Origin of the sequence: Actinomadura viridis (assembly GCF_015751755.1) — a bacterium.
Lineage (GTDB): Bacteria > Actinomycetota > Actinomycetes > Streptosporangiales > Streptosporangiaceae > Spirillospora > Spirillospora viridis.
Genome location: NZ_JADOUA010000001.1, coordinates 7,942,067 through 7,964,040, shown reverse-complemented (window position 1 = coordinate 7,964,040; position 21,974 = coordinate 7,942,067). Strand labels below are relative to the sequence as shown.

At 73.2% G+C, this 21,974-nt stretch carries 20 protein-coding genes; 16 read left to right on the top strand and 4 right to left on the bottom strand.

The window, feature by feature from the left end:
* Positions 1–87 precede the first annotated feature (87 nt).
* Positions 88–2,142 (top strand): phenylacetic acid degradation bifunctional protein PaaZ, encoded by a 2,055-nt coding sequence (gene paaZ / locus IW256_RS36170; protein ID WP_197015232.1) that lies wholly within the window; start codon positions 88–90, stop codon positions 2,140–2,142.
* 1 nt (position 2,143) lies between these two features.
* Positions 2,144–2,449 carry an EthD family reductase gene (locus IW256_RS36165; RefSeq protein WP_197015231.1) on the top strand — a complete coding sequence of 102 codons (306 nt, stop codon included), beginning with the start codon at positions 2,144–2,146 and terminating at the stop codon, positions 2,447–2,449.
* A gap of 43 nt (positions 2,450–2,492) precedes the next feature.
* On the opposite strand, the gene IW256_RS36160 is transcribed toward IW256_RS36165, so the two are convergent.
* From IW256_RS36160 to IW256_RS36150, 3 genes are all read right to left on the bottom strand, one after another.
* Positions 2,493–3,734, bottom strand: coding sequence for an RNA polymerase sigma factor (locus tag IW256_RS36160; protein WP_197015230.1), 1,242 nt, complete (start codon positions 3,732–3,734; stop codon positions 2,493–2,495).
* Entirely contained in the window at positions 3,731–4,102 is a 372-nt protein-coding gene (locus IW256_RS36155; protein WP_197015229.1) for a YciI family protein, read from the bottom strand. The genes IW256_RS36160 and IW256_RS36155 overlap by 4 nt, the downstream gene beginning before the upstream one ends.
* Positions 4,103–4,165: 63 nt before the next feature.
* The gene (locus IW256_RS36150) at positions 4,166–4,804 is read right to left on the bottom strand and encodes a DUF998 domain-containing protein (RefSeq protein ID WP_197015228.1); all 639 of its coding nucleotides are present in this window, start codon (positions 4,802–4,804) and stop codon (positions 4,166–4,168) included.
* A gap of 157 nt (positions 4,805–4,961) precedes the next feature.
* Here IW256_RS36150 and IW256_RS36145 point away from each other — a divergent pair, with 157 nt between their 5' ends.
* The 14 genes from IW256_RS36145 to IW256_RS36080 all read left to right on the top strand — a co-directional run bounded on the left by IW256_RS36145 (position 4,962) and on the right by IW256_RS36080 (position 21,262).
* Complete coding sequence (locus tag IW256_RS36145) at positions 4,962–5,387, top strand: hypothetical protein (protein WP_197015227.1); 426 nt, start codon at positions 4,962–4,964, stop codon at positions 5,385–5,387.
* A gap of 320 nt (positions 5,388–5,707) precedes the next feature.
* Positions 5,708–7,771: a hydantoinase/oxoprolinase family protein gene (locus tag IW256_RS36140; protein WP_197015226.1), complete on the top strand. Its 2,064-nt coding sequence runs from the start codon at positions 5,708–5,710 to the stop codon at positions 7,769–7,771.
* Entirely contained in the window at positions 7,771–9,672 is a 1,902-nt protein-coding gene (locus tag IW256_RS36135; protein WP_197015225.1) for a hydantoinase B/oxoprolinase family protein, read from the top strand. The genes IW256_RS36140 and IW256_RS36135 overlap by 1 nt, the downstream gene beginning before the upstream one ends.
* Positions 9,669–10,304 carry an isochorismatase family protein gene (locus tag IW256_RS36130; RefSeq protein WP_197015224.1) on the top strand — a complete coding sequence of 212 codons (636 nt, stop codon included), beginning with the start codon at positions 9,669–9,671 and terminating at the stop codon, positions 10,302–10,304. The genes IW256_RS36135 and IW256_RS36130 overlap by 4 nt, the downstream gene beginning before the upstream one ends.
* A 257-nt stretch (positions 10,305–10,561) precedes the next feature.
* A complete protein-coding gene (locus IW256_RS36125; protein WP_197015223.1) occupies positions 10,562–11,803 on the top strand; it encodes an oxygenase MpaB family protein in 1,242 nt (413 codons plus the stop codon).
* A 266-nt stretch (positions 11,804–12,069) separates the two neighbouring features.
* Positions 12,070–12,855 (top strand): MlaE family ABC transporter permease, encoded by a 786-nt coding sequence (locus IW256_RS36120; RefSeq protein WP_197015222.1) that lies wholly within the window; start codon positions 12,070–12,072, stop codon positions 12,853–12,855.
* Entirely contained in the window at positions 12,855–13,718 is an 864-nt protein-coding gene (locus IW256_RS36115; RefSeq protein ID WP_197015221.1) for an ABC transporter permease, read from the top strand. The genes IW256_RS36120 and IW256_RS36115 overlap by 1 nt, the downstream gene beginning before the upstream one ends.
* Positions 13,715–14,737 carry an MlaD family protein gene (locus tag IW256_RS36110; RefSeq protein WP_197015220.1) on the top strand — a complete coding sequence of 341 codons (1,023 nt, stop codon included), beginning with the start codon at positions 13,715–13,717 and terminating at the stop codon, positions 14,735–14,737. Before IW256_RS36115 ends, IW256_RS36110 begins: the two co-directional genes overlap by 4 nt.
* Position 14,738: 1 nt before the next feature.
* The gene (locus IW256_RS36105; protein WP_197015219.1) at positions 14,739–15,896 is read left to right on the top strand and encodes an MCE family protein; all 1,158 of its coding nucleotides are present in this window, start codon (positions 14,739–14,741) and stop codon (positions 15,894–15,896) included.
* Complete coding sequence (locus IW256_RS36100) at positions 15,897–16,955, top strand: MlaD family protein (RefSeq protein ID WP_197015218.1); 1,059 nt, start codon at positions 15,897–15,899, stop codon at positions 16,953–16,955.
* Positions 16,952–17,995 (top strand): MCE family protein, encoded by a 1,044-nt coding sequence (locus IW256_RS36095; protein ID WP_197015217.1) that lies wholly within the window; start codon positions 16,952–16,954, stop codon positions 17,993–17,995. Before IW256_RS36100 ends, IW256_RS36095 begins: the two co-directional genes overlap by 4 nt.
* A complete protein-coding gene (locus IW256_RS36090) occupies positions 17,992–19,071 on the top strand; it encodes an MlaD family protein (RefSeq protein ID WP_231404068.1) in 1,080 nt (359 codons plus the stop codon). Before IW256_RS36095 ends, IW256_RS36090 begins: the two co-directional genes overlap by 4 nt.
* An 8-nt stretch (positions 19,072–19,079) precedes the next feature.
* Positions 19,080–20,384 carry an MCE family protein gene (locus IW256_RS36085; protein ID WP_197015216.1) on the top strand — a complete coding sequence of 435 codons (1,305 nt, stop codon included), beginning with the start codon at positions 19,080–19,082 and terminating at the stop codon, positions 20,382–20,384.
* Positions 20,385–20,413: 29 nt separating this feature from the next.
* Positions 20,414–21,262, top strand: a complete 849-nt coding sequence (locus tag IW256_RS36080) for a hypothetical protein (RefSeq protein ID WP_197015215.1) — start codon at positions 20,414–20,416, stop codon at positions 21,260–21,262.
* Between the two features lie 88 nt (positions 21,263–21,350).
* On the opposite strand, the gene IW256_RS42975 is transcribed toward IW256_RS36080, so the two are convergent.
* On the bottom strand, positions 21,351–21,926 hold the full coding sequence (locus IW256_RS42975; protein ID WP_197015214.1) for a MarR family winged helix-turn-helix transcriptional regulator: 576 nt from the start codon (positions 21,924–21,926) through the stop codon (positions 21,351–21,353).
* Between the last annotated feature and the right edge of the window lie 48 nt (positions 21,927–21,974).

Here is a 21,974-nt window from a genome sequence, read left to right as displayed (position 1 = left end):
TACTTATCCTTCGGTCAGTAATACCGTGACATGGACGGACGCCCGTGCGCAACACCTGATGAGGACCGCCGCGAGAGAGGAGCAAGCGTGAGCCCGCTGCTGGAGAGCTACGCCGCCGGACGATGGTTCCGGGCCGCCGACGACGGGGAGCCCCTGCTCGACGCCGCCACCGGTGAGGAGGTCGCGCGCTTCTCCGGCCGGGGGCCGGACATCGCCGCGATGGTCCGGCACGCCCGCGAGACCGGAGGCCCCGCCCTGCGGGCCCTGACCTTCCACGAGCGGGCCGCGCTGCTGAAGGCGCTGGCCAAGCACCTGACCGCGCGCAAGGAGGAGCTGTACGCGCTGTCGGTGCGGACGGGCGCCACCTCGCGGGACACGATGGTCGACGTCGACGGCGGCATCGGAACCCTGTTCAGCTACGCGAGCAAGGGGGTGCGGGAGCTTCCGAACGACACCGTCGTCCTGGACGGCGGCCTGGAGCGCCTCGGCAAGGGCGGCACGTTCGTCGGCCAGCACCTCTACACCTCCCGGCCGGGCGTCGCGGTCCAGATCAACGCCTTCAACTTCCCGGTCTGGGGGATGCTGGAGAAGCTCGCCCCGGCGTTCCTCGCCGGGCTGCCCTCGATCGTCAAGCCCGCCGCCCAGACCGCCTACCTCGCCGAGCTCGCGGTCCGGCAGATCATCGAGTCGGGGATCCTCCCCGAGGGCACGCTCCAGCTCCTCGCGGGCGGTCCGGCCGGGCTGCTCGACGAGCTGACCGTCCAGGACTCGGTGGCCTTCACCGGTTCCGCGCACACCGCGGGCATCCTGCGCCGCCACCCGAACGTCCTGGACGGCGGCGTCCGGCTCGGCGTCGAGGCCGACTCCCTCAACTGCTCCGTCCTCGGGCCGGACGTCCGTCCCGGCGACCCCGAGTTCGACCTGTTCGTCAAGGGCGTCGTCACCGAGATGACGGTCAAGGCGGGGCAGAAGTGCACGGCCATCCGCCGGGTGCTCGTCCCCGGGCCGATGGCCGGGACGGTGATCGACGCGCTCGCCGCGCGCCTCGCGAAGGTGAGCGTCGGCGACCCGCGCAACCCGGACGTCCGCATGGGCGCGCTCGCCAGCCTCGGCCAGCGCGACGAAGTGCGCAAGGCCGTCGACGCGCTCCGGGCCACCGCGGAGGTCGCCTTCGGCGATCCCGCGGGCGCGGCCCTGCTCGACGGCGACGCCGAGCGCGGCGCGTTCATGACCCCGCTCCTGCTGCGCGCCCGTCCCGGCGCCACGGAGCCGCACGACGTGGAACCGTTCGGCCCGGTGAGCACCGTCCTCACCTACGACGGCCTGGACGAGGCGATCGCGCTCGCGGCGCGCGGCAAGGGCAGCCTCGCCGCGTCCGTCGTCACCCACGACCCCGAGGTCGCGCGGACCGTCGTGCGCGGGCTCGCGCCCTGGCACGGCCGCGTCCTCGTCCTGGACCGGGACGACGCCGGGGAGTCGACCGGGCACGGCTCGCCGCTGCCCGTCCTCGTCCACGGCGGGCCGGGACGCGCCGGCGGCGGCGAGGAGCTCGGCGGCGTCCGCGCGGTCCTGCACCACATGCAGCGCAGCGCCGTCCAGGCGTCCCCCGACCTGCTCACGGCCGTCACCGGGCGGTGGACGGCGGGCGCCGCGCGCACCGAGCCGGACGTCCACCCCTTCCGCAGGTCCCTGGCCGAGCTGCGGATCGGCGACACGATCGCCTCCGCGCCGCGGACGGTCACGCTGGAGGACATCGGCCACTTCGCCGAGTTCACCGGCGACACGTTCTACGCGCACACCGACGCCGAGGCCGCCGCGCGCAACCCGCTGTTCGGCGGCATCGTCGCCCACGGGTACCTGGTCGTGTCCCTCGCCGCCGGCCTCTTCGTCGACCCGGCCCCCGGGCCCGTCCTGGCGAACTTCGGCGTCGACGCGCTGCGCTTCCTCACGCCGGTCAAGGCCGGCGACGCGATCGCGGTGACGCTGACCGTCAAGCAGATCACCCCGCGCTCGGGCGCCGACTACGGCGAGGTCCGCTGGGACGCCGTCGTGACGAACCAGGACGGCGCGCCGGTGGCCACCTACGATGTGCTCACGCTCGTGGCCAAGACCTGGCCCGCCGAATCGGCACCGGAGGCCTGACATGCACCGTCTGACCGTTCAGTACTTCTCCCCCGCCGACCCCGCGGCGTTCGACGAGCGCTACCAGAGCGTGCACGTACCGCTCGTCCGCGCCCTGCCCGGGATCAGGTCGTTCACCCTGTCGCGGCCCCGCCCGCTCGGAGGCGACGGCCCCTACCTCGTCGCGGAACTGTGGTTCGAGGACGCCGGAGCCCTCACGACCGCGCTCGGCAGCCCGGAGATGAAGGCCGCGGCCGAGGACGCGGCGACCTACGACGTCGCGTCCACCGTCATGTTCTCCGGGGAGGTCACCGAGGTGCTCCGCTGACGGGGTCTCCGGCCCCACCACGAAGCCGCAGGGCATCGCGGGGTCAGCCGAGACGGCCGGCCTTGTCGAGCAGGTAGCGCCGTTCGACCCTGTTGCCGGTCAGGCCGGCCGCCTGGCGGTACAGGGCGGCGGCGCCGGCGGTGTCGCCGGTCAGGTGGAGAAGGTGGGCGCGCACGGCGCGTTCGCGTTGCCGGGTGAGCGGATCCCGGTCCAGGTGGTGGCGCCTGTTGAGGTCGTCCAGGAGCGCCAGGCCGCGGGCCGGCCCGTACGCCTGGGCCACCGCCACCACGCGGCTGAGCCGGACCGGCGCGGTGGGAGCGAGGCGTTCGAGCCAGAGATACAGCATCGCGATCTGCGGCCAGTCGGTCCGTCCCGGGGACGTGGCCGCGGCGTGCACGGCGGCGATGGCCGCCTGCAGGCGGTAGGGGCCTGCCGCGCCGCGATTCCAGACGCCGTCGATCAGTTCGGTGCCCTCGCGGATCAGGTCGGGGTCCCACCGGGTCCGGTCCTGTTCGTCCAGCGGCACCAGCTCGTGGTCGCCGTTGGTGCGCGCGGTGCGCCGGGACTCGGTGAGCAGCATCAGCGCCAGCAGGCCGGTCACCTCCCCGTCGCCGGGGAGGGAGGCGTGGAGCATGCGGGTCAGCCGGATCGCTTCGCGGGTCAGGTCGACGCGGGCGAGTTCGTCGCCCGCCGTGGCCGTGTAGCCCTCGTTGAAGATCAGGTAGAGCACCTGCGTCACGGCGGCCATCCGTTCGTCCTGGTCGGCGCCGGCCGGCGGGGTGAAACGGGCTCCGGCGCGGACCAGCCGCTGCTTGGCGCGGCCGATCCGCGCTCCCATGGTGGCCTCGGTCGTGCCGTAGGCGTGGGCGATCTCGGCGGTCGTCAGCCCGCCCACCGCGCGCAGCGTGAGCGCGACCTGGGACGTGGTGCTCAACGCCGGGTGGCAGCACAGCATCAGCAGGGTGAGGCTGTCGTCGGTCTCCTGCGGGGGGCCCGGCCGGCGGGCGGGCTCCTGCATGGCCAGCTCGGTCATCCCGGCTTCGTGCTCGCGCCGCCGCCGGGCCTGCTCCGAGCGGAGCATGTCGACCATCCGCCGGTAGCCGATCCGGATCAGCCTGCTCCGCGGGTTCTCCGGTACGCCGTGGACCGGCCAGTCCCGGCCGGCGGCCAGGAGCGCCTCCTGCACCGCGTCCTCGGCGATGTCGAAGCGGCCGAAGCGCCGCACCAGGGCACCGAGCACCTGCGGCGCCTCCGTGCGCAGCAGCCGCTCGATGTCGTCGGTCATGCCGCGAAGTCCGCACTCATGATCGGCCGGATCTCGATCGGCTCGCCCAGCACCTCGACGATCCGCGAAACGATCTCCACGGCGCGTTCCCGGCCGGCCACGTCGATCACGGCGAAGCTGGCCAGGACCTCCTTGAGCTCGGCGAACGGCCCGTCGGTCGCGACCACGCCGTCCGCCGTCCTGCGGACCGTGGTGCCGACCGCCGGGTGCCCGAGACCCTCGCTGGTGACGAACTCGCCGGTCTCGATGAGCTCCCGTTCGAACTTCTGGTACTCGGCGAACGCGGCCAGAGCCTCCTCCGACGGGCTGTCGGCGGTCGCGGCGTCCCAGGCGGCGCTGGGGGTGTAGCTCAGCAGGAGGTACTTCACGGTGGTCTTCCCCTTGATCGGCTTCCATGGCCCGCGGGCCGGAGTGTATGCGGTCCGCGCAGGTCAGGCGTGGCGGCGGCGCAGGGACAGCGCGAGCACGGTCGTCCAGGTGAACGCGACCGCGCCGTTCGCCGCGATCTGCAGGCTCATGTGATCCGGCGACATGGGCAGCAGCAGGACGAGCGCGGCGGCGCCGTTCAGCACGGCCGCCGGCACGGCCCGCCGGCGGACGCACCGGACGGCCAGCACGATGGCCGCGACGGCGAGTGCGGTGAAGGCGACGGCGGCCGCGGCCGAGTGCGCTACGCCGTGCCAGGACATCTGGGCGACCGGCCCCTCCGGGGTGCCCGCCGGGAAGCCGTTCTCCGGATCCATCGGGAACAGGCCGGCGGCGATCAGCCCGGCGCCGAAGATCCCGATGAGGACCGGCAGCGCCCGGCGGCCGACACCGCCGGTGATCGTGCGCTTGACGCCGGCGGCCAGGGCGAGGCCGCCCAGGCCCGCGACCACGAACGTGGTGATCTGGATCCAGCCGGGCCCGCCTGTGGCGAGCTGGCTGATCGGGTGCCGGGTGATGTCGAAGCCCTCGCGCATGACCATCTGCGTGAGGGCCGAGGCGAAGAACAGCGGCCCGGCGGCAGCACCGGCGATCAGCAGGCGGCCGGAGCCTCGGACGGCGGTGGTGGCGGGGACGGTGGCCATGGCTTCCTCCATGTCAGTGGGGTCTCGCCGCTACCTCGGGGCCGGGACGGAGATCTCGACACGTCCGCGATGTGATCCACATCACTCCCGCTCCGCGTCCGGACCGGTCCCGCCGCTCCGAGGTACCCGCCGAACACCCACGACAGAGGAGGACGAGATGTCCGAGATCCAGCAGCCCACCCCGGACCTGCGGGCCCTGGACCGCCTGGCCGGCACCTGGACGGTCACCGGCGGCGCCGAAGGGACCGTGCGGTACGAGTGGATGCCCGGCCGCTGCTTCCTGCTCCAGCACGTCGACCTCACCCAGTTCGGCGAGCCCGTCACCGGCATGGAGGTGATCGGCAACCTCCGCCCGTTCGGCGAGCCCGTGGGGGCGGACGTGGTGTCGCGGTACTACGACTCGGCCGGCAACACCTTCGACTACGTCTACGAGCTGGCCGGCGACAAGCTGACCATCTGGGCCGGCGCCAAGGGCAGCCCCGCCTACTACGCAGGCACCTTCGACGCCGACGGCACCACCGTCACCGGCGAATGGGTCTACCCGGGCGGGGGCGGATACGCCTCGACCATGACCCGCGCCTGACCTCCTTGACCCGCGCCTGACCTCTCGGGTCCGTACGGCCCGGTGGCCGGCCGGGAGCGCCGGCATTCCCGCATGACCCGGCGCTCCCGGCCGAGCCGTCCCGGTCAGTTCGACGCCCGCCACATCCGTTCCTTGTATGCAACCTTGGCGCGTCCACAGGATCTTTCAGGGAAGTCTCTTGTGTCCGGGGCCACATTCCACCTATGTTGCATGCAATCGATCGGAGGGCGTTCGGATGGCCCGTGCCGTGGACCGTGTCCACGAGATCGCCGCGCCGTCCGAGCGCGGCGTCATCTGAGCACAGCACCGGGAGAGCAGGAATGGGATATCGACTGGGCGTCGACGTGGGGGGCACGTTCACGGACGTGCTCCTCGTCGACGAGGAGACCGGCCTCAGCCACCGCGCCAAGACGGCGTCCACTCCGGCGGACCAGTCGGAGGGCGTGCTCAACGGCATCCGCAAGGTGTGCCGGGACGCCGGGATCGAGATGGACGAGGTGGCGCACGTCCTGCACGGCACCACCGTGGCGACCAACGCGATCCTGCAGGGCCGGGGCGCGCGGGTCGGCCTGGTGACGACCGAGGGGTTCCGGCAGGTCCTGCAGATCGCCCGGTCGTTCGTCCCCGGCGGCCTGGCCGGCTGGATCATCTGGCCGAAGCCGGAGCCGCTGGCCCGGCTGGAGCACACCGTGCAGATCCCCGGCCGGATCGCCGCGGACGGCACGGTCGTCACCCCGCTGGACGAGGAGCGCGCGCGGGCGGAGCTGCGCCGGCTGGGCGGGGCCGGCATCGAGGCCCTGACCATCTCGCTGATCAACTCCTACGCGAACGACGAGCACGAGCGGCGGGTGGCGGAGCTGGCCGCCGAGGAGCTGCCCGGCGTGCCGGTGTCGCTGTCCAGCCACGTCCTGCCGGAGATGCGGGAGTACGAGCGCACCGTCACCACCGTGGCGAACAGCTACGTGCAGCCCGAGGTGTCCCGCTACGTGAGCAACCTGGACCGGTCCCTGACCGGCAGCGGGATCGACGCGCCGCTGTCGGTGCTGCGCAGCGACGGCGGGCTGATCAAGGCCGCCAAGGCGGCCGAGGACCCGGTGTCGCTGCTGCTGTCCGGCCCGGCCGGCGGCGTGACGGGCGCGGCCTGGTTCGCCGAGCAGGCCGGGTTCTCCGACTTCCTCACCTTCGACATGGGCGGCACGTCCACCGACGTGGCGCTGGTGCTCGGCGGGCGTCCCCGGATCGGCCGGGAGACCACCGTCGGCGACCTCACCGTCCGCGCCACCAGCGTGGACGTCCGCACGGTCGGCGCGGGCGGCGGCTCGATCGCCCACGTCCCGGAGCTGACCAGGGCGCTGCGGGTCGGCCCGCGGTCGGCGGGCGCCGACCCCGGCCCGGCCGCCTACGGGACGGGCGGCACCGACCCCACGGTCACCGACGCCAACGTCGTCCTCGGCTACCTGCCGCGGCAGCTCGCCGGCGGGGAGATCTCGCTGGACGTCGAGGCCGCCCGCAAGGCGATGCGCACCATCGCCGACGCGATGGGCCTGCCGAGCATCGAGGCGGCGGCGGCCGGCGTGATCGACATCGTCAACGAGAACATGCTCGGCGCGCTCCGCCTGATCAGCGTCCAGCAGGGCTACGACCCCCGCGACTTCGCGCTGATGTCGTTCGGCGGCGCGGGCCCGCTGCACGCCAACGCGCTCGGCCGGCTGACCGGCTCCTGGCCGGTGATCGTGCCGCCGTCGCCGGGCGTCCTGTGCGCCTACGGGGACGCGACCACCTGCCCGCGCGACGAGAGCGCCCGGACGATGGTGCGCCGCTTCTCCACCCTCGACGACGCCGAACTGCGCGCCGCGCTCGCCGAGCTGGCCGACGCCGCCGCCGGGCGGCTGGAGGCGGAGGGCGTGCCCCGCGAGAGCCAGACCGCGACGTACCAGATCGACCTGCGCTACCACGGGCAGGGCTTCGAGATCCCGGTCGAGGTGGACCGCGCGACCGTCGACGGCGACCTCCTGGACGGGCTGGGCGCCCTGTTCGACGCCGAGCACGAGCGGCTGTTCTCCTTCCTGCTCGGCAACGAGCGCGAGGTGATCAACCTGCGGGTCACGGTGAGCGGGCCGCGCCCCGAGGTCGCCTGGCGCACCCTGCCGGAGGGGACCGGCGACCCGTCCGCCGCGCTGGTCCGCGAGACCGAGGTGTGGATGGACGGCGCCACGACGCCCGCCCGCATCTACGACCGTTCCAGGCTGCTCGCCGGTGACGTCGTGGCCGGACCGGCCGTGGTGGTCGAGATGGACTCCACCACCCTGGTGCTGGCCGGGCACGCCGCGACCGTGCACCCCAGCGGCAGCCTGCTGATCCGTCCGCTGAACGAGGAGGGCTGATGGCCGAGATCCTGCAGACCAACACCGCGCCGGCCGGCCGGGTCGAGGTCGACCCGGTCACCCTGGACATCATCGAGAACGCGCTCCGCAACGCCCGGTACGAGATGGACGAGGTGCTGTTCCGCACCGCGCTGTCCCCCGGCATCCGCGAGCAGCACGACGAGTTCCCGCTGATCGCCGACCCGTCCGGGAAGATGGTCGTCGGCCAGTTCGGGCTCTCGGTCCCCGACTTCCTCGCCCATTTCGACGGCACGATCGGCGAGGGCGACATCCTGATGACGTCCGACCCGTACGCGTGCGGCGCGGCGATCAGCCACGCCAACGACTGGCTGCTGGTGGTGCCGATCTACCACGAGGGGCGGCTGGTCGGCTGGTCCTCGATGTTCGGGCACATGTCGGACGTGGGCGGCAAGACGCCGTGCTCGATGCCCGCCGACGCCCGCACCATCTACGAGGAGGGCGTGGTCGTCCCGCCGTTCAAGCTGTACGAGGGCGGCGTGCTGAACGAGCCGGCGCTGCGCATCATCCTCAACCAGGTGCGCATGCCCGACTGGAACCGGGCCGACCTGAACGGCCTGGTCGCCGCGTGCACCACGGCCGCCCGGCGGGTCTCCGAGCTGTGCGACCGGTTCGGCGTCGAGACGTACCTGTCCGCGCTGGACGCCCTGCTCGACCGCAACCTCCAGGCCATGAAGGTGCTGCTGGCCACCCTGTTCGAGGACGGCCGGACGCTGGAGTTCGCCGACTACATCTGCGACGACGGCTGCGGGTACGGCCCGTACGAGCTGAAGATCTCGCTCACCCGGACGGGCGAGAAGATCCATCTGGACTTCTCGCACGCCGCCCCGCAGGCCGTCGGGCCGGTGAACTACTTCATCAACGAGAACCTCGTCCGGATGTTCTTCGGGATCTACGTGATCACCGTCGCGGACCCGCAGATCCTGTGGAACGACGGCTTCTACCCGCTGATCGACGTGACGATCCCCGAGGACTCCTTCTGGAAGCCGCGCCACCCCGCCGCGCTGAACGCCCGCAACCACGGCATCGGCCGGGTGTTCGACCTGTTCGGCGGGCTGCTCGGCCAGACGAACCCGGAGATCCTGAACGCGGCCGGCTTCTCGTCCTCGCCGCACTTCATGTACTCGGGCCACCGCACGTCGGGGCCGCGCGAGGGCGAGTGGTTCCAGCTGTACTCGATCGGCTTCGGCGGCGTGCCGGGACGCCCGGTCGGGGACGGCCCGGACGGGCACTCGCTGTGGCCGTCGTTCCGCAACATCCCCTGCGAGTACCTGGAGTCGTACTACCCGCTGCGCGTCGAGCGGTGGGAGACGATCGCCGACTCCGGCGGCGCCGGCCTGCACCGGGGCGGCAACGGGGTCGACGTCGCCTACCACTTCGAGGAGCCCGGCACGATCGCGATCCACGACGACCGCTGGCTCACCTACCCGTGGGGAGTGAACGGGGGGCGGCCGGGCGAGCGGGGCCGCAAGTGGATCCAGCGGGCGGACGGCACCCACGAGGTGCTGCCCAGCAAGTGCCATGACATCCCGGTCGCGCCGGGCGACGTGCTGCACTTCGTCACGTGGGGCGGCGGCGGGTGGGGCGACCCGCTGGCGCGTCCCGCGGACCTGGTCGCGACCGAGGTGCTGCGCGGCCTGGTCACCGCCGAAGGCGCCCGCGAAGGGTACGGCGTGGTCTGCACCGCCGACGGCGTGCTCGACGAGGAGGCGACCGAGGCGCTGCGGGCGCGGCTGGCCGCCGAGCGCACCGAGGTCCCCGTCTTCGACATGGGGCCGCCGCTGGAGCAGATCCTCGCCCGCTGCGAGGAGGAGACCGGCCTGCCCGCGCCGCGCCCGCCGGTCGACGTCCGGTCCGCCGCCGCGCTGGGCCACCGCCGGTGAACGAGGATCTCGCCGCCGGCTACCGCGCCTCGGGGTTCGGGCAGGGCCTCGGCTGCGGCCGGTCCCCGGCGGTGCTGGTGGTGGACCTCGTCCGCGCCTACCTGGTGGACGGGTCGCCGCTGCGCGCCCCGGTCGAGGACGCGGTGGCCGCCGCCGTGACCCTGATCGGCGCGGGCCGGGCGGCCGGGCTGCCGGTGCTGTTCACCCGGGTGAGCTACCGGCCGGGCGGCGCGGACGGCGGCCTGTTCCGCCGCAAGATCCCCGCGCTCGGCGTGTTCGAGGAGGGAAGCCCTCTCGGCGACTTCGCCGAGGGGGCCGCCCCCCGTCCCGGCGAGACCGTGGTCACCAAGCAGTACGCCAGCTCGTTCCACGGCACGTCGCTGGCGGCCACGCTGACCGCGTCCGGCATCGACACCCTGCTGATCTGCGGGCTCACCACCAGCGGCTGCGTCCGGGCCACCGCGACCGACGCGCTGCAGCACGGGTTCCGCCCGCTGGTGGTGGACGAGGCCTGCGGCGACCGCGACCGCCGCCTGCACGAGGCCAACCTGCTGGATCTGGACGCCAAGTACGCCGACGTCCTCTCCCTCGACGAAGCCCTCACCACCATCCGGGAGGCGGCCTCGGCCTGACCCCACGGCCGGCCGGAGCCGGTGAGCAGCGGCCACCGCGCGGTCCCGTCGTCGACACGGACGACGGTGACCGCGCGGTGGCCGTTCCGGCATGGGCCGCACGCCGTCGAGGTCGCGGCGATTCCGCTCCGGCCACCGGCACAACGGGTCTTGTGACAACCGCCACGGTGTGCTCTCATTGAGTCCCTGATATACGCAGACACTCCCCGTGTATCAGCGTATCAGGGTAAGTCTTCCGGCCGAGGAGGAGCGAAGGCATGGACAAACCCAGCAGGCGCAACGTGCTGATGGCGGGCGGAACGCTGGGCGCGGTCGGCGCGCTCAGTGTCGCGTCGCCCGCGCAGGCGGCCCCACTGTGGACGTGGTCGCCCAAGGGCTCGGTGGCGGGCGCCGGCGAGGGCGCCGACCCTCGGGGGGTGTGGGACCCGGAGGCCGACGCGCTGGTCGCCTCCCTGCTCGACCGGGGGGCGGTCCCCGAGGTCAACAAGCTGCTGCGGACCTGGACCAAGAACAGCCAGGCGCTGCCGGCCGGGCTGCCCGCCGACCTGCGCGACTTCATGGAGCGGGCGAGGCGGCTGCCCTCCTGGGCCGACCAGGGCAAGCTCGCCACCGCGGTGGAGTTCAACAAGAAGCGCGGCCTGTACCTCGGAGTGACCTACGGCTTCGCCAGCGGGATGATGAGCACGGTCATCCCCAGGGAGGCGCGCGCGGTCTACTACTCCAAGGGCGGCGCGGACATCAAGGACCGCATCACCAAGACCGCCAAGCTCGGGTACGACATCGGGTCGCTGAAGGCCTACCAGCCCGACGGCGAGATGATCGTGACCTGCGTCAAGACGCGGCTGGCCCACGCCGGGGTGCGCCACCTGCTGCCCAAGTCCCCGTACTGGACGAAGGTCGCCGACGAGAAGGTCCCGATCAGCCAGGCGGACATGATGGTCACCTGGCACAGCCTGCCCACGACCGTCATGCAGAACCTGGTCAAGTGGAAGGTGCCGATCCCGGCCGCCGAGTCCGAGGCGTTCCTGCACTCCTGGCAGCTGTCCGCCCACATGCTCGGCATCAAGGACGAGTACATCCCCAACTCGTGGGCCGAGGCCAACTCCCAGGCCAAGCAGGTACTGGACCCGATCCTGGCCGCGACGCCCGAGGGCATCAAGCTGGCTCACATGCTCCTCAACCTCGGTGCCGTCATCGACGGCGGCCTCCTCACCAAGCCCATCCTCGGCTCGCTCACCCGCTACATCCTGGGTGACGAGATCGCCGGATGGCTGAAGATCCCCCGGGACCTGTTCTGGGACTCGGCCTTCGAGGTGGCCTGGGAGCCCTTCGTCCAGGTCCGCGAGGGGCTGCTCTCGCTCGACAGGGCGCCGGGGATCCTGAAGACGGTCTACTGGGCCTTCGACGAGATCATCCGCGTGGCGGCCCTGCTCTTCCTGTCCGAAGGCACCATGCCGATCAGCATCGAGATCCCGACGGGCAACAACCCCGACTACTGACCGACATCCCCCGCCCGGCCCGCGATTCCCGCGGGCCGGGCACCCCGTCGCGCCCTGGGCCCGGAATCCGGCGGATTCCGGGCCTTGAGCGCGTGCTCGAAAGCGTGGCCGGACATCTGTTGGCGCTTCGCCAATAAAAGGCCGGGACCCTATTGGCGGCCTGTCAACAACTCGCTAGTGTGGCCCTGCCCCGCAGCCCCGGGTCGCCATGAGCGGTGATCGCAGGGGCGTTCGTGAGTACGGGACGGTGGGAGGGAGGTGCGGCGATGGCGGTCATGCATGTCCCCGCCCGGGTCTACGGGCTCCTCAGCGAGGTCGGCGAGTTGTTCGTGATCGCGCTGGAGGGGCTGCGCCGGACGTGGAACGTACGGGCGTGGTTCTGGGAGTTCATGGAGCAGGCCTGGTTCCTGGCGCGGGTGACGAGCCTGCCGGTGATGCTGGTGGCGCTGCCTCTCGGAGCCACCGTGGCGTTGCAGCTCGGCCAGCTCGCGGCGCAGCTCGGCGCGCAGTCGGCGACCGGCGGCGCGGTGGTGGTGGGCCTGGTACGGGAGGTCGCGCCGATCGCCGCCGCGCTGATCATCGCGGGCGCGGGCGGTTCGGCGATGACGGCCGACATGGGCGCCCGGCGGATCCGCGACGAGCTGTCGGCGATGGAGGTCATGGCGGTCAACCCCGTGCACCGGCTGGTCACGCCCCGGTTGTGGGCGGCGAGCCTGGTCTCGACCCTGCTGGCCTCGCTGGTCATCGTCTCGGGGGCGGCCGGCGGGTTCGTGTTCAACGTGCTGCTGCAGGACGTCACCCCCGGCGCCTACTTCGACGGCGCGGTCTCCCTGCTCCAGCTCTCCGACCTGGTCGTGACGCTGCTGAAGTCGTGGCTGTTCGGCCTGATCGCCGCCGTGGTCGCCTGCTACATGGGGATGAACTGCGCGTCCAGCCCCGTCGGGGTGGGACAGGCCGTCAACCGCGCGATCGTGGTGGCGTTCATGCTGGTGTTCGCCCTCAACTACGTGATCACGACCGTGTACTTCGTCGCGTTCCCGCCGAGGATCTGATGGCCGGCCCGTTGCTTCCCACCCGGAGCCCGGTACGGGCCGAGGCGCTCGGCGTCGCGCTGCGGCGCGGCGGCGACCTGGCGCGCTGGCCGGTGTTCGTCTACCGGGTGCTGCTGTACTCGGCGCGCGAGCTGATCTGGCGCCGCAAGTACGCCAGGACCGTGGCGCGGCACGTCAGCGACGTCGTGGTCGGCGCCGGCGCCACCGTGGTCGGCGGCGGAATGATCTTCGTCATCTTCACCATGGCGTTCTTCGTGGGCACCGAGGTGGGGCTGCAGGGCTACACCGGGCTGCGCTCGATCGGCGCCGAGTCGTTCATGGGCCTGGTCGGCTCGTTCGCCAACGTCCGCGAGATCACGCCGGTGATCGCGGCCGTGGCGCTGGCGGCGCAGTGCGGCTCGGCGTTCACCGCCGAGCTGGGCGCGATGCGGATCTCCGAGGAGATCGACGCGCTGGAGGTCATGGGCATCGGCTCGTTCGCCTACCTGATCTGCACCCGGGTGGTGGCGGCGCTGATCGCGCTGGTGCCGCTGTACCTGGTCGCGCTGTTCGCCAGCTTCTTCGCCACCCGCTGGGTCAGCACGGTGTTCTTCGACCTGGCGCCGGGCGTTTACGACTACTACTTCGGGCTGTACCTGCCGACGATCGACCTGGTCTACAGCTCGATCAAGGTGGCGGTGTTCTCGTTCGCGGTGATCACCATCCACTGCTACTACGGCTACCACGCCACCGGCGGCCCGGCCGGGGTGGGCCGGGCGGCGGGCCGGGCGATCCGGCTCTCGATCATCACGATCGTCACCCTCAACCTGCTGCTGTCCTACGTGTTCTGGGGCGGCGGCGCGACCGTGAGGCTGACCGGATGAACCACGACATCCCGCTGCGCCGGGCGCTGCTCATCTCGGTGCTCACCGTCGCCGCGGTCGCGCTGACGGTGTACGCGCTGGTGGCCCGTCCGCTGCGGGCCGAGGGGGCCCGGCTGACCGCCGAGTTCGGGCACTCCGGCCAGGGGCTCGGCGACGGCGCCCCCGTCAAGATCCGCGGCGTGACCGTCGGGTCGGTGGAACGGGCGGAGCTGACCGAGCGCGGGCGGGCCCGCCTCACCCTGCGCATGGACCCGGGAGTACGCGTGCCCGCGACGGCCACCGCGGCGATCGAACCCGCCTCGGCGTTCGGCCCCAAGTTCGTCGACCTCGTCCCCGGTACGGGCGAGCGGGGCGGCCCCTACCTGGCGTCCGGCGCGGCCATCGCCCGCACCTCCGACCCGCAGGACCTGTCCGACCTGCTCGGCCAGGCCGACGCGACGCTGAGCGCGGTCGACGCCACCGAGGTCTCCACCATCGTGCGCACGCTCGCGCAGGGCCTCCAGGGACAGGGCGCGCGCCTGCGCCAGACCATCGACCAGACCGGGACGCTGGCGGACGTGGCGCACCGGCGCCGCGGCGAGGCCCGCCGCTTCATCGGTGACACCGCCGACCTCACCGGGACGCTGGCCTCCGCGGGCACGGGCGACCAGGCCGTCGGCATCGCCGGGGACGCCGGCACGCTCATCGATACGACCGCCGCGGGCGGCCGGGACCGGCTCGGCGGCTTCGCCGACCGGCTGGCGGAGATCTCGGCGCTGGTGTCGCACGGCTTCGACAAGCGGGGGCGCCAGCTCGGCGAGGGATTCAGGTCGGGTGAGCGGGCCGCCGCGGTCGTCTACGCCCAGCTCGGCCTGACCGGGGACGCCGTCCGCACGGGCGGGAAGCTGCTGCCGCTGTACGGGGAGCTGACCTCCCTGCCGGGCCCCGGAGGCAAGAACTACGTGCGCAGCCAGGGCTGGCTGCCCACCGACCCCTGCCGGTTGATCATCGGTCTGTGCGGTACGACGGGAGGCCGCTGACATGGCACGGACGCTCCGGCCCGGCGGGCGCTCCCCCGACCGCGAGCCCGCGCGCTCGGCCCGCGACCGGGCGCGCCTGGCACTGGCGGCCCGGGTGGCGGCCTTCGTCACGGTGACCGGCGTGCTGACCGCGTTCATCGGCGCGCAGATCGCCCGGGTCGGCTTCGAGGACGGCCGCCCGTTCAGCGCCACCTTCGACGACGCCAGCGGGCTGGCCCCCGGCGACCAGGTCAAGATCGCGGGAACCCCGGTCGGCCGGGTGGAGGGGCTGCGGGTCGTCGACGGCCGCGCCCGGGTCGACTTCACCGTGAACACGTCGGTCACCGTGCCGTCCGACAGCGAGGCCGCGATCCGCTGGCGCGACGCCATGGGACGGCGGGTCGTCTACCTGATCCCCGGCACGTCCACGACCCCCATGCGGCCCGGCGCGCACATCACCCGGACCCGGTCGGTCATCGACGCCGGCGCGCTGATCGACCAGCTCGCGCCGCTGACCAGGACCGTCGACCCCGCGCAGGTGAACCAGGTGCTGGTGTCGCTGTCCCAGGCCCTGGACGGCAACGCCGGCGAGCTGGACCGGCTGATCGTGAACGTCGACCGGCTCTCCTCCACGATCGCGGCCCGCCGGAGCACCCTGAAGCAGATGCTGGCCGACTACGCCACGATCACCCAGATCATCGCCCGCCGCGACCGGCAGATCGGCCGGGCCATCGACGATCTGGTCGAGCTGAGCGGCGCGTTCGCCGACAACCGGCGGCTCATCGACGGCGCCCTGGTGGAGCTGGCGGCCATGGCCCGTACCTCGGACAAGGTCCTGGCCGGCAACGCCCGCGAGCTCGCGGCGGTGATCGCCCGGCTGTCGTCCTTCACCGCCTCGGTGCGGCGCAACAGCGGCACGGTGGCCGAGGTCATGCGCTCGGCGGAGCCCAAGCTGCGGCGTATCTTCGCCGCCTTCGACAACGGCCGTTACGCGGAGGCCGCCATCCCCTGCCTCACCCTCGCCGCGCCGCCCTGCCCGTACCCCACCCGCCTGCCGGGCCCGCGCGAGACCGCGGGCGGAGGCGGGACGGGACGGGCGGCCGGTCCGGCCGCCGGTCCCGGCGCCACGCGCGTGGACTCCACCGGCGCCCTGCGCCGCCTGCTGGTGGGAGGCTCCTGAATGGCATCGCGATCGTTCCGCGACCTCAACAAGATCACCGTCGGGCTGGTGTCGTCCGGCACGCTGATCGCCCTGGTGGTCGCGGTCTACCTGGTCGGCACCCGCGGGCTGTTCCAGGACCGCTACACCGTCACCGGGGTGTTCGCCGAGACCGGCGGGCTGCGGGCCGGGGACGAGGTACGGGTCGCGGGCATCCGTTCGGGCGAGGTCACCGCGGTCACCCCCGACTACGCGCGCGGCCGGGTCCTGGTCACCTGGAAGGTGGACGGCGAGGTGCGCCTGGGCCCGGCCACCCGTGCCGAGGTCAAGGTGGAGAACATCCTCGGCGGCCGTTACCTGCGCCTGTCCGGTCCGGTCACCACCCCGCACCTGGCCGACCTGCCGGACGCCCGCCGCCGCGTCCCGCTGGAGCGGACCGGCACGCCCGCCACCGTCAACGACGTCCTGAACGACTCGACCAGGACCGTCACCAGGCTCGACAGCCGGTCCATCAACCGGATCGTCGCCGAGCTGGACCAGGTCGACGCCGGCGACCGGGGCAGGCTGAGCCGGACCCTGGGCGATCTCGCCGACCTCGCCCGGACCGTCAACGAGTCCGACCCGCACATCGACAGGCTGCTCACCAACGGCGAGCGGGTGCTCGACCTCGCCCGTTCCAAGGACCGGCAGCTCTCCCAGCTGCTGGCCAACGTCCAGGTCATGCTCACCGAGCTGGAACGGCGGCGGGCGGAGCTGTCGGCGTTCCTGGGAAGCGGCGGCCGCACGGTCGCGGCGATGACCGAACTGATCGACGCGCAGCAGCGGCGGCTCGTCACCCTCATCGAGGACCTGCGCGGCACCCTCGGCACCCTGCGTCCCACCACCGGCGACTTCAACGAGCTCCTGGCGTGGGCGGGCCCGACCCTGAGCGGGCTGTCGGGGGCCGGCGGCCACGGCCCCTGGCTGGAGGTCCTGGCCACCGGGCTGGGCCCGCTGTCCCCGAAGGACCTGGCCGAGCTGGCCCGGCTGCTGCCCGCCGACGCCCGCGGAACCCGTACGCCCCAGGGAGGCCGACCGTGAAACGCCTCATCGCCGCCGCCCTCGCGGTCGCGGCCGCCGCCTGCACCGGAGGGTGCACGGTGATCGGATCCGGCGGCGACCCCTTCAAGATCACCGTCTACCTGGACCGGGCGACCTCGCTGTACGAGCAGTCGAGGGTGAAGGTCATGGGCGCCGACGCCGGCAGCGTCACCTCCATCAGGACCGAGCGCGGCCGGGTGCGCGTCGAGCTGGCCGTCGACGCCGGCGTCCCGATCCACCGGGACGCGCGCGCCGTCGTCGAGTCGGCGAACGCGCTCGGCGAGCGGTACGTCGAGCTGCGTCCCGCCTGGAGCCCCGGCCGGCCCAGGGCGGCGTCCGGCATGGTCATCCCGCGGGAACGCACCGAGCTGCCGGTCGAGATCGACGACGCGCTCGCGGCGTTCGCCCGGCTGAACCGCTCGATCGACGCCGACCGGCTCGGCGCCGCCGTGTCCGGCGGCGCCGGCTCCCTCCGCGGGCACGGCGGCGACATCAACGACGCGCTGCGCGGCACGGCCACCCTGTCGCGGAACCTGGCCGCCCAGGACCAGCGGATCGTCAAGCTCGCCGAGGGGCTCCGCGGCCTGGCGGCCGACCTGAACCACCGCGACCGCCGGCTCGGCGAGCTCATCGGGTCGTTCTCCACCACCAGCCGGACGCTGGCCGAGGAACGCACCCGGCTGAACGGCTTCGTCGAGGGCCTGGCCGCCGTGATCCGCAAGAGCGAGGTCCTGGTCACCGAGTACCGGGAGACCCTGCCGGCCACGGTCGCCGACCTGTCCGACATCGTGATGACCCTCAAGGCCAACGCCGGCTCCCTCGAACAGGCCATCGACGCCCTCGGCCGGTTCGCCGACGTCGCCGTCCAGGCATGGGACCGCGAGAACGGCGCCGTGACCATCCGGCTCGTCGTTCACGGCACCCTCCGCGCCTGGCTCCAGCCCCTGTTCACCGCCATGGGCTGGGGCACCGTCCCGTGCCTGCGGGGCGAACCCGCCCTCGCCGACTGCACCCCACCTCCAGGAAGGGCCCCGCGATGAACGCACCGACGAGCCGGCCGGCCGGCGACCGCGACGGTCCGGCGCGCCCGCGCCGGGGGCGCGGGCGCACGGTCATGGCCGCGGTCGCCGTGCCGTTGTCGCTGACCCTGGTCGCGGGCACGGCCGGCTGCTCCGTCCAGACCATCGGGGCGCCCCGCGGCGACATGGTCCTCACCGCGACGTTCGACGACGTGCAGAGCCTGGTCATCGGCCACAGCGTCCAGATCTCCGACATCCGCGTCGGGACCGTCACCGCCATCCGCCTCGCCGGCTACCGCACCAAGGTCACCATGTCGCTGCGCGACGACCGGCGGGTCCCGGTCGGCACCACCGCCACCATCGCCAAGACCTCCCTGCTCGGCGAGAACTACGTACGCCTCGACCTGCCGCCGGGCAGGGACATGCGCACCGGCCCCCACCTGGCACGCGGCGCCGCGATCGCGCAGACCTCCGTGCAGCCGGACCTGGAGCAGATCAGCGGGCGGCTCGGCCCGCTGCTCGCCGCGCTGGGCGGCCAGGACCTGGCCACGATCACCGGCGAGTCCGCGACCGCGCTCGACGGCAAGGGACGCAGGCTCAACAGGCTCATCAAGCAGGCCGCCGACATCTCCGGCGGTTACGCCGCCGCGAGCGCGGACCTCGGCCGCGCCATCGACGACCTCGCCCGGCTCGGCGGCTCGCTGCGCGAAGGCCAGGCCCGGATCGACCGGCTGCCCGGCAGCATCACCGTCGCCACCGAACGCCTCCAGGCCGACCGCGCGCAGCTGAAACGCTCCGTGCAGCAGATGCTGAAGCTCGCCCGTTCGGTCAACGCGAACGTGCGGCAACGCCACGCCGAGCGCCTGGCCGACCTGCTCCAGCGGGCCGACCGGCTGCTCGCCGCGGCCGTCCGGGGAGGCCAGGACCTGAAGGAACTCGCCGCCGCCCTGCTGGCGTTCCTGCGCGGCCCGTCGGTCTCGCACAGCGGCCAGGCCCTGCTCTTCCTCTGGGTCAAGGGGTTCCTCCCGCAACCCGGAGCCGCCGCCGAGGCGACCGAGCGGCGGCCCTGGAACGAACTCGCCGGGCCCCGCCCATGAGACCGCGCATGAGACTGCAGGTGAGACAGCCGCGCATCGTCGTCAACCTCGCCTTCTTCACCCTGCTGGGCGTGGTGCTGGCCGTGTGGGCCGTCCGGAACATCATCAGCGTCGACGCGCTCGACCGGCCGTTCCACGTCACCGCCGAGTTCGCCACCTCCCCCGGCCTGAACCGCGACCTGGAGGTCACGCACCTGGGCGTGCGGGTCGGCAGGATCGGCGACGTGCGGCTCCGCCAAGGCCATGTCGATGTACGGCTCGACCTTGACCGGGGCGCGCGCGTCCCGGCCGGCGCGGGCGCCCGCGTGCTGCGCAAGTCCGCGATCGGCGAGCCCTACATCGAGCTGACGCGGCCGGGACGGCCCGGAGACGCCGTCCTGAAGGAGGGCGACCACATCCCCGTCGCCCGCACCGCGCCCACCGTCGACTACCAGGAGCTGTTCACCGGGCTCAGCGACACCCTGCGCTCGGTCGACCCGCGCGACGCCCGGACGCTGGTGCACGAGGCGGCCACCGGGCTGCAGGGACGCGGCGACTCCATCAACGGCATCATCGCCGACACCCACCAGCTCACCGGCACCCTCGCGGCCAAGGCCGGCACCCTGGACGCGTTGTCGGTGGAACTCACCCGCCTCACCGCCACGCTGTCCGGCCACCGCGGCGAGATCGCCTCCGGCACCGCCGACCTGGCGCGGCTCACCGCCTCCGTACGGCAGAACCGGAGGAATCTCGACACGGTCCTGGAAGAGGGGCCGGCGGCGCTGCGCGATATCAACCGGCTCCTGGAGGCATCGCGCCCCGGCCTGGGATGCCTGCTCACGGCCGTGGCCACACCGACCCGGCCGCTCCTGACGCCCGCCAACTCGGCCAAGATCGACCATGTCCTGGAGATGGTCCCCACGCTCCAGGCCCTGGTCAGCGACGTCACCGCCCGGGACGCCTCCGGAGCGTACCTGCGGGTCACGCCCGTGATCACCATCGCCGGTCCCCGGGCCCCCGCCGAGTACACCAGGCCGGCCCCCCGCCCGACGGTGCCGGAGGTGAAACGGTGCCCGGCGGCGGCCAGGGCGTCCGGCGCGGCGCGATCCCCGGAGCGGCGCGACCGGCAGGCGCCCGCGGCGCGGGCACCGTCCACGCCGGAGGCGGCCGAGAGCACCCTGTCGGCCAGGCCGGCCGGCTCCACCGGCGCGAACGATGAGCCCGCGGCAGCGTCACGCTGGCTGCCGCTGCTTCCCCCGGCCATCGGCCTCCTGGTGCTGCTCGGCGTCGCCGTCCGCGCCGTGCGCACCGTGGGCATGCGTCGGCGGCGATGACACAAGCAGACGACTCGCAGGAGGAATCCATGGCGCCCGACGGCGACCCCGAAGAGCCGAAGAAGCCCGCTGAGCCGGAAGCCGGGAACGGCGGCCCCGGCGAACCGGAAGGCGGAACGGAAGGCGGAACGGACGAGCCCAAGGAGGGCGAGCCCAAGGCTGACGAGCCGGAGAAGGCCGCGGGCAAGAAGGACGAGCCCAAGAAGGACGAGCCGGAGAAGGCCGCGGGCAAGGAGAGCGAAACCGGTAAGGGCGGGACCGGTGAAAGGGAGGGCGGTGAGCGCCGGAGCGGGCGGCGCGTACGGGTGCCCGAACGCGGGACCCTGGCCCGGACGGCCTTCGTCCTCGTCCTGCTCGCCTCGGTGGCCACGGCCGGGGCGCAGTGGTACCGGGCCGACCAGGCCGCGTCCCGGGAGTCGGACCGCAGGGAGGTCCAGGCCCGCGCCGGCGAGTTCGGGCAGGCGCTGCTCAGCTACGACCACCGCAACCCGCGGGCGGCCAGGAACCAGGTGCTGGCACTGGCCTCGGACGACTTCGCGAAGACCTACGACGTCGCGTTCACCGGCGGGCTGGAGGGTGTGATCACCCGGCTCAAGGCCGACGCGACCGCCACCGTCCGCGCCGTCTATCTCGGCGACGTCGACGCGGCCTCGGCCCGGGCCATCGTGGTGATGGACTCGGAGGTGCGCAGCTCGGCGGGTACGCGCCGCGTGCTGGGCTCCCATCTGGACATGCGGCTGGTCCGCAAGGGCGAGCGGTGGCGCGTCACCGAGGTGACCTCGATCGGAGCCGCCAACGAGTCCATGACCGACCCCGCCGGCAAGCAGCAGGGCGGAGGGGCTCCCCTGCCCGGCCCGTCGCCCACGTCCGGGGGCTGAGCGCCGCGGCGGCCCGCCGCGCGCTCCCCTCCGGACGGCCGATCGGGAGCGGCCGGATGGGGAACGGAACGCCTGGGGGGCGGGCGCGTCAGCGGGAGCCGTCCAGTGATGCCGCGGGTGACGTCCGAACGAGCGGCCCGAGCATCTCCAGCAGCCGCCGGTGGTCGTCGTACACGGCTCCCAGGAGCTCTGGCCGCGCGGCTTCGATCATGGTGTCGGCGGCACCGACACGCTCGGCACCGGCCGGCGTGATCTCCACGAGCGTGATGCGCCTGTCGGTCGGGTGCGGGCTCCGGGCGACCAGGCCCCGGCGCTCCAGAAGGCCGACGGTGCCGGCGACCGTCGTGGGATGGGCGGCCACCCGCCGGCTCAGCACGCTCAGCGGGCAGGGCTCCCCGGCGGGTGCGGCGAGCGCGGCCAGGACGAGGTAGTCGATGCGGGTGAGCCCCATGGCCCTCAGCTCGGAGTCGAGCGATCTCGTCCGCTCGCAATGCAGGCGGTTGGCCAGCAGGAGAACCTGTGAGAGGCCGTTCCGCCCCGGTCCGGTGGCGCTTCGTCCGGTGGTCGTGGGGTGCCCCGGCATGCGGCCGGGATCCCGTGGCGGCCCCGCGGTCCGGTCGTTCCCGGTGGGCGGCGAGGCTGCGCGGAACGGGGATTCCTTCACGATGGATCTCCTCGGATGGCTCGGGCCCCTGGGAGCTGATCGACAGCT